This is a genomic window from Paenibacillus cisolokensis (assembly GCF_050481165.1).
GTDB lineage: Bacteria > Bacillota > Bacilli > Paenibacillales > Paenibacillaceae > Paenibacillus_AH > Paenibacillus_AH cisolokensis.
Genome location: NZ_JBCNFP010000038.1, coordinates 21,335 through 27,911 on the forward strand (window position 1 = coordinate 21,335; position 6,577 = coordinate 27,911).

5 protein-coding genes and 2 tRNA genes are annotated in these 6,577 nt (G+C 55.2%); 3 read left to right on the forward strand and 4 right to left on the reverse strand.

What is annotated here, in order from left to right:
- Positions 1–232 precede the first annotated feature (232 nt).
- Positions 233–1,534 carry a trigger factor gene (gene tig, locus ABEV74_RS06855; protein WP_062491871.1) on the reverse strand — a complete coding sequence of 434 codons (1,302 nt, stop codon included), beginning with the start codon at positions 1,532–1,534 and terminating at the stop codon, positions 233–235.
- Between the two features lie 91 nt (positions 1,535–1,625).
- Complete coding sequence (locus ABEV74_RS06860; protein WP_430144640.1) at positions 1,626–2,492, reverse strand: hypothetical protein; 867 nt, start codon at positions 2,490–2,492, stop codon at positions 1,626–1,628.
- 225 nt (positions 2,493–2,717) lie between these two features.
- On the opposite strand from ABEV74_RS06860, the gene ABEV74_RS06865 reads away from it, so the two are divergent.
- Positions 2,718–2,791 (forward strand) — tRNA-Gly (locus ABEV74_RS06865).
- Between the two features lie 45 nt (positions 2,792–2,836).
- Positions 2,837–2,913: transfer RNA gene (locus ABEV74_RS06870), tRNA-Arg, on the forward strand.
- A gap of 751 nt (positions 2,914–3,664) precedes the next feature.
- On the opposite strand, the gene ABEV74_RS06875 is transcribed toward ABEV74_RS06870, so the two are convergent.
- Positions 3,665–3,793, reverse strand: a complete 129-nt coding sequence (locus ABEV74_RS06875) for a hypothetical protein (protein ID WP_280515273.1) — start codon at positions 3,791–3,793, stop codon at positions 3,665–3,667.
- Positions 3,794–3,847: 54 nt separating this feature from the next.
- Entirely contained in the window at positions 3,848–4,177 is a 330-nt protein-coding gene (locus tag ABEV74_RS06880; protein WP_062491853.1) for a hypothetical protein, read from the reverse strand.
- Positions 4,178–4,315: 138 nt separating this feature from the next.
- On the opposite strand from ABEV74_RS06880, the gene asnB reads away from it, so the two are divergent.
- A complete protein-coding gene (gene asnB, locus ABEV74_RS06885) occupies positions 4,316–6,160 on the forward strand; it encodes an asparagine synthase (glutamine-hydrolyzing) (RefSeq protein WP_062491850.1) in 1,845 nt (614 codons plus the stop codon).
- The last annotated feature ends 417 nt before the right edge of the window (positions 6,161–6,577 follow it).

Sequence of the window (6,577 nt, forward strand, 5' to 3'; positions counted from 1 at the left end):
CATTTTCTCGCCTTTATACAGTATACGAACAGATCCGCCGCTTATGTACCGGGAATGCGCCTGATTTCGCCAGTATGTGTTATGTAAGATCCCGATCGACGGGAGAAGCTTCGTTTCGCCTTGCCGTTCCGGCGTCGCGAAGGAAGCTGGTATGTATTTCGGTGGTAAAATAAGGCACGTGGTAGTTTTCACGTGCCCAATTTCGTTATCGAAGCCTTCGTACCGGTTCGCGTTATGCGACTTCGCTCGTTTGTTTGCTGTTTTCAAGCAAAAACCGAACCGTTTTGCGAATGGACAGATCTTCTTTCAGGTTGTCGAGCGTTCCGTTGCGTTCGAACAGCTCCTTCAACTCGTCCACCGGACGTTTGTACTGTTCGGCAAGCTTCTCCAGCTCGGCTTGTACATCCTCGTCGGTCACTTCGATATTTTCGACTTTAGCGATTTGCTCCAGTACAAGCGTATTGCGGACGCGCTTCTCGGCGTCGCCCTTCATCTGCTCGCGCAGTTGCGCCTCATCTTGACCGGAGAATTGGTAATACAGCTCGAGATTCATCCCCTGCATCCGCAGGCGGTTCTCGAAATCGCGAATCATGTAGTCCGTTTCGTTCTCGATCATCACTTCGGGGATGTCGATTTCGGCCGCTTCCGCCGCTTTTTCCACAACCGCGGTTTCGCGGGCCTGCTCGTTTTCTTTCTCTTTGCGCTCTTTCAGCTTCGCAGCCAGATCTTGCTTGAACTCCTCAAGCGTTTCGAACTCGCTGACGTCTTTGGCGAATTCATCGTCGAGAGCCGGCAAATTTTTCCGTTTGATCTCATGAAGCTTCACTTTGAAGACCGCCGGTTTGCCTGCCAGATTCTCGGCGTGGTAATTTTCCGGGAACGTCACTTCCACATCTTTGTAGTCCCCCGTACGCATGCCGACAATCTGCTCCTCGAAGCCGGGGATGAACGAACCCGAGCCGAGCTCGAGATTGTAGCGCTCGCCCTTGCCTCCCTCGAACGGCTCGCCGTCGACGAAGCCTTCGAAATCGATGATCGTAATGTCCCCGTTCTGAGCCGCATCTTCTTCGACTACGACCAACTCGGCGTGACGCTGCTGCAGCCGTTCCAGCTCGGCGTTAATTTCCTCTTCGGTCACTTCCGTATTGCCGGCGGGAACTTCCAGACCTTTGTACTCGCCCAATTTCACTTCCGGCTTTACCGTAACCTTCGCCTTGAATTTGAAGGCTTGTCCTTTGCCGAATTGCTCGACGTCGATTTCCGGGCGGTCAACGGGCTGAACGCCGGTTTCTTTCACGGCATCGGCATAAGCGTCCGGCAGAATAATGTCGATCGCGTCCTGATACAGGCTCTCGACGCCGAAGCGCGCTTCGAATATCGCACGCGGCACTTTGCCTTTGCGGAATCCGGGCACGTTTACTTTGGCCACGACTTTCTTAAAAGCCTTGTCAAGCGCCTCGGCTACTTTTTCGGCATCGACTTCCACGTCGATCGCGACGACGTTCTTGTCTATTTTTTCCCAGGTTGCTTTCATTTTATGCTTTCCCCTCCGAATTACACATCCTATTTTAAACGGGAGTCACGCTCAATAAACCATTCCATTATAAATTACATCCTAGCGGATTTCAAGGCTCGGGCCCGCTTTCATCCGAGTGAAAATCGGTAATCTGCCGCAAAGAGCGGTACGCCTGCTCATACCGGAAGCGCAGCTCGCCGGTAATGCCGTACGTATCCCTCACCTCTTCTTCATCCGCCGAGCCATATACGGTCAGCAGCAGCGTGAGATGAAGCGCCGCCGCGTAACAGTCCACCGTCTCATCGTCGTCCTGCAGCAGCCGTTTGTAAGCCGAAGTGCCGTATAGGAACTGCAAGCTCTCTTTCCAAAGTTCGCGGGCAAAATGAGGAAGCGTCGGATCGTCCGCCTCCACGCTCGCCTCTACCCGTTCCAGCACGCGCAATACCGGTTCGGGAAAATCGTTCATCGTCAGCGGAACATCCCCGATCTCCACCTGGATCGTCTCGCCGAGCCGTTCCAGCGCAAGCACGCCTTGCGCTCCGCGTTTGCGAAGGCATTGCAGCGCTTTGAACTGCACGACCGGATGCACATCTTCTTCTTCGAGCCATTCGATAATTTCCCGGTCGACGTCCTCATGCCGAAGATGCACCGCCCGCTCGATAGCCAATATTTGCTGATCCATCATCGGGTGATGGCGCATAATGTACAGCACCTGCCTGACATAGGCCTCGTCATGGTCGGCAGGATTCAGCGCGTCCTGGCGCAGCTTCTCCTCCTCATCGCCATCGTCGTCTTCTTCGGACGTTTCGCTGTCCGGAAAAGCCATATTCAGCCATGTCAGCAAATTTTCCCACTCTTCGTAATTCCGGCGCTCTTCCCCCCGGACCTGGAGAAGAAAACGGAGGAGCGCCTTCGCTTCCCCGTATTGCTCCGCTTCCAGCAGGCGCGTCAATTGAATCTGGTAATGGTCCAGCATCTTCGGAAAGAGGTAGACGTTTTCTTTGCCGCCTTTATCTTCACGAGGCGGATCGTTCGGAGCTGTAATGGTAACACCGCCTTGTCATTCAAGCGCTCGTGTCGCTATGCTTTCAGTTGGATTGATTATATCACGACGATTCTAAAATAAAAAAGGATTTTGTCGCAAAAATGAATTTTTCCCATTGATTCGATCCGGCGATTATGATATATTAACTAGTACTGTGCGGGTGTAGTTCAATGGTAGAACGCCAGCTTCCCAAGCTTGAGGCGAGGGTTCGATTCCCTTCACCCGCTCCAGCATTGCGACTTAGCGGCATCCCCGAACGGATGCGCTGAAAATTTGTCCCAGTAGCTCAGCTGGATAGAGCAACGGCCTTCTAAGCCGTCGGTCGGGGGTTCGAATCCCTCCTGGGACGCCAGTGAATACATATGCCACAAGACCGCGCCTGTCGCGGTCTTTGTTTTTGCCTCTTTAACCGTCCGCGCCTTCCGTCAAATCGTCGTCCTCCGTCGGTGTCCCGCCTTTAGCGCCCCCTTCTTCGGGCTGATCGCTTTGGCGAAAAAGTTGCAAAAATACAGGAACTTTGGCCCGAATAGATGACTATGATGCAAAATCCTGCGAAAATACAGTATTTTGGGGCGGTTTTCGCTTGTCTGGCTTGAACGGGGGCAAAAAATTGCATTATCGCAGAAATTTTCGAGTTTTGGTTCATTTCCCCCCGGAAATACTGCACTTTTGCAGCATTGTCCTCTATTGTCTCATCTTCCGGATGCCAGCCGCCGCGAGCCGGAGTAATAGCAAGCAATTTCGGGACTGGTGGCAGTTTCACAGCGGGCTGGAGCGAGCGAATAAGGTCCTGGAGCTTCGTGATTAGCCGCCCCGCGGTCTTTCAAAAAACAAAAAAACGGGAGCGGCGCGTCAGGAAGAAAACGCGCATCCCGTCCCAGCAAGGAAACTTACGAGCGATCCGACAGGCCGGCTAGACCGATGATCATCACGACGAGCATGAGTAATTGAATAAGCAGTTCCGCGCTCATTCCCATTCCTCCATGTCCCAGGATGGCTCTTCCCGGCCGGCTCCTCTCCCATGGATCGTTCTTGTTTCCCCACTATTCACGATATGCTCGCCGCATGGTCGTTATGTCTTATGGAAAACCGGGAATGCCGGATTAGCGCCGAACGCTTTCGCTCGGATTGTTTTGCGCCGGCTGCTTCACATTTTTATCCAGGACATTTTCCGCAAACGTCTCGCCTTTTTGCGCATACTGGTTGCCTTTGTTCTGTTTCGTTTCACTCACCGGTTATCCCTCCTTATTAAGAAAATTCGCGGTAACGCCCGCGCAAAGCCGCGATTATAACAACTGCATCGATTCAATATGGCGTTTCGTTTCATCCGTTCCGCATTCGTACAACAGACGATAAATCGAATCGATCAAATAGCTGTAGCCGCCGTCGATTTCCTGTCTCGTCGCTTTGCCAAACGGGTGCGAGCCAAAGTGAAACGCCTGCGCTTCATCGAAGCTGCTTATTTCCTCGAACAACTCCTGCAGCCGGTTCAGCTCTTCTTCGTTCGCCATGATGACCAACTCATAGGGCGCCGCGGTCGGATCCTCCAAAATTTGGCCGGCTCCGACCGATACGTAATAACGTTTGCGAGCCGTCTCGCCCCCTCCGTTATCCATGCTCGAAAATCCTCCTTTCCATCGCCCGCCTGTGCCTTCTTACGCTAGCTTCCCTTGGGGACAGACATTTTATCCGGTCTTACGCATATACCTGTTTTATGATTGCAGAGGGAGTTCAGCAAAGAGAGGGATGAGAACATGTGCGGCATCACCGGTTGGATCGATTGGACCCGTGACCTGACCCGGCAAAGCGACATCCTGGAAAGGATGACCGAAACGCTCGCTGCTCGCGGACCGGACGCAGCCGGCACGTGGATCGCCGGACCGTGCGCGCTCGGACATCGCCGCCTTGCGGTGATCGACCCTGAGAACGGAGCGCAGCCCATGATCCGCTCGTCGGAAGAGGATGCTTATGTCATCGTATACAACGGAGAATTATACAACGCTGCGGAATTGAAACGTGAGCTGGAAAACCGGGGACGTCGCTTTACGACAACTTGCGACACGGAAGTGCTGCTTGTCGCCTACATGGAATGGGGGGCTGCTTGCCTGGAGCGGCTGAACGGCATTTTCGCCTTCGCCGTTTGGGACGGTGCACGCGAGGAGCTGTTTCTCGCCCGCGACCGGCTTGGCGTAAAGCCGTTGTTTTTCAGCCGGATCGACGGATTGTTCATTTTCGGTTCCGAGCCGAAGGCGATATTGGCTCATCCCGCCGTCAGCGCCGAAATCGGAGCGGAAGGCTTGGCCGAAATATTCGCGATCGGGCCGGCACGCACGCCGGGACACGGCGTTTATCACCATCTGGAGGAATTGCGCCCCGGCCGCTGGCTGAAGGTGTCGCGCGAAGGCATTGCCGAACGGATCTATTGGCAGCTTGAAGTCCGTCCGCACGAAGAGAACGAGGAAGCGACTGCCGAACGGGTCGGCGAGCTGCTGCGCGATACGGTGGAGCGCCAGCTCGTATCGGATGTGCCGATCTGCACGCTGCTGTCCGGCGGGCTCGACTCCAGCGCCCTGACGGCGCTTGCCGTCGATTATTACAACCGGACCGGCCAGGGTGCGGTGCATACGTTCTCGGTCGACTACGCGGACAATGACAAGCATTTTCGGGCGCATGCTTTTCAGCCGGGCGCCGATGCCCCGTGGATCGAACGGATGAGCAGCCATCTGGGCACCGTCCACCACGCGGTGACGTTCGACACGCCCGAGCTTGCGGCCGCGCTCCGCGATGCCGTACTGGCGAGGGATTTGCCGGGAATGGCCGACGTGGACGCGTCGCTGCTGCTGTTTTGCCGGGAAATCAAGAAAGAAGCGACCGTCGCGCTCTCCGGAGAGGCGGCGGATGAAATTTTCGGCGGCTATCCGTGGTTTCATCGCGAAGATGCGCTGAACGCGAACACTTTTCCCTGGTCGCTCGCATCCGCCGTACGCGCCGATCTGCTCTCGCCCGACGCAGTGGCCTGGATCCGGCCGCTCGATTACATTCGCGAACGTTATGAGGAAGCGATCGCCGAAGTGCCCCGCCTCGCCGGCGAAAACGACCGGGAGCGGCGTATGAGGGAGATGTCTTACCTGAACATTACCCGCTTCATGCCGACGCTGCTGGACCGCAAAGACCGGATGAGCATGGCGGTCGGACTGGAGGTTCGCGTACCTTACTGCGACCATCGGCTCGTCGAATACGTATGGAACATTCCGTGGGCGATCAAAACCGCCGGCGACCGCGAAAAAGGCATCCTGCGCCAAGCGCTGCGCGGCGTGCTGCCGGACGACGTGCTGTACCGCAAAAAAAGCCCATATCCGAAGACGCACAATCCGAACTATCTCGCTGCGGTCAAGCAACTGCTGCTGGACGTTCTGGATGATCCGTCCTCTCCGCTCCTGCCGCTTATTAATGTAAAAAAAGTGCGGGAGCTCGCGGAGTCCGAACAGGCGGCCAGCAATACGCCGTGGTTCGGCCAGCTCATGGGCGGCCCACAGCTGTTCGCTTATTTGTGGCAGACCGATCTGTGGCTCAGACATTACAACGTTTCGATCCGATAAGCGGGCGGAAAGCGGGCATATTGTCGGATCGGCGCATATCGGAGCGGCAAGGCACAGCCCCGGGGGGTTAACGGGGTTGTGCCTTTTGGCGTGGTTTTGGTATGGAAACAGCTGGGGTAACGGTGGACCTGTTTATGCGTGTCGTGCTCTTGACGCCGTTTGGTCCCGATGATATGTTGAGTTCAAGATCAGCGGTTAACGAGCCGCCGATTTCCGAGCGTTTAGAACACGCTTTACGTTAGGCTTATCGACGACAATAGTATGAAGTGCGGACCTCAAGCGCACATGAATTCCCTGGGAGGTTCGCACCTCTTGCTGCGCTTGGCATTTTGGAATTTCCGGTAGAAAAATTGCTGTTTTGGAATAGGCAGAAACGGAGGTTCGCGAAAACGAGCCTGATGCTAGACTTTAAATTGG

What these genes read in the sequence shown, in the direction of transcription:
- tig (WP_062491871.1), bottom strand. Translation starts at nt 1,534, where the DNA reads ATGAAAGCAACCTGGGAAAAAATAGACAAGAACGTCGTCGCGATCGAC.
- asnB (WP_062491850.1), top strand. Translation starts at nt 4,316, where the DNA reads ATGTGCGGCATCACCGGTTGGATCGATTGGACCCGTGACCTGACCCGG.
- ABEV74_RS06860 (WP_430144640.1), bottom strand. Translation starts at nt 2,492, where the DNA reads ATGCTGGACCATTACCAGATTCAATTGACGCGCCTGCTGGAAGCGGAG.
- ABEV74_RS06880 (WP_062491853.1), bottom strand. Translation starts at nt 4,177, where the DNA reads ATGGATAACGGAGGGGGCGAGACGGCTCGCAAACGTTATTACGTATCG.